The sequence below is a fragment of the Acetobacter senegalensis genome (assembly GCF_001580995.1).
Classification (GTDB): Bacteria; Pseudomonadota; Alphaproteobacteria; order Acetobacterales; family Acetobacteraceae; genus Acetobacter; species Acetobacter senegalensis.
In genome coordinates this window covers 1-532 of record NZ_LHZU01000004.1, presented here as the reverse complement: position 1 = coordinate 532, position 532 = coordinate 1, and the positions used below count along the sequence as shown (strand labels likewise).

At 38.7% G+C, this 532-nt stretch carries 1 protein-coding gene; it reads left to right on the top strand.

Features of this window, described 5'->3' with window-relative positions:
• A partial coding sequence (locus AD948_RS17440; protein WP_156478850.1) for an AMP-binding protein occupies positions 1 to 532 on the top strand: 532 nt, incomplete at both ends.

Sequence of the window (532 nt, the reverse complement as noted above, 5' to 3'; positions counted from 1 at the left end):
AAGGCGTCGGTATCACTCACAAAAACCTGGCAACTCATGTCAAGGATCAGATAACACGGTTTGATATAAATCAAGCTGATACAATTCTACAATTCTCCACATTGAATTTCGACGCCTCGATTGAGCAAATCTTCACGTCATTAAATTCTGGAACTTTACTTTTAATGAGAGGAGAAAAGATTTGGGATGTTCTAGAAACAAAAAAACAAATAAATTATTTTAAGGTGACAATCGCTTTCTTTCCCACTGCCTATATTTCGATTTTACCCAAAGAAACTGATAAACAATGGACCTCCTTGCGAATATGTATGTGTGGAGGTGAAACGCTAAAAATTTCCGTTGCAAAAAATATTTTAGAAATATTACCAACACACGCACGTTTAGAGAATGGTTATGGTCCTACAGAGACAACGATAGCAGCGTTAACTTACACCGTCTCTGCTTTTAACCGTAATAAATTTACTATCCCTATCGGAACACCTTACCAAAGTCGCAGCGTGCAAGTTCTGGACCGGACGGGTGCGTCTGTTCC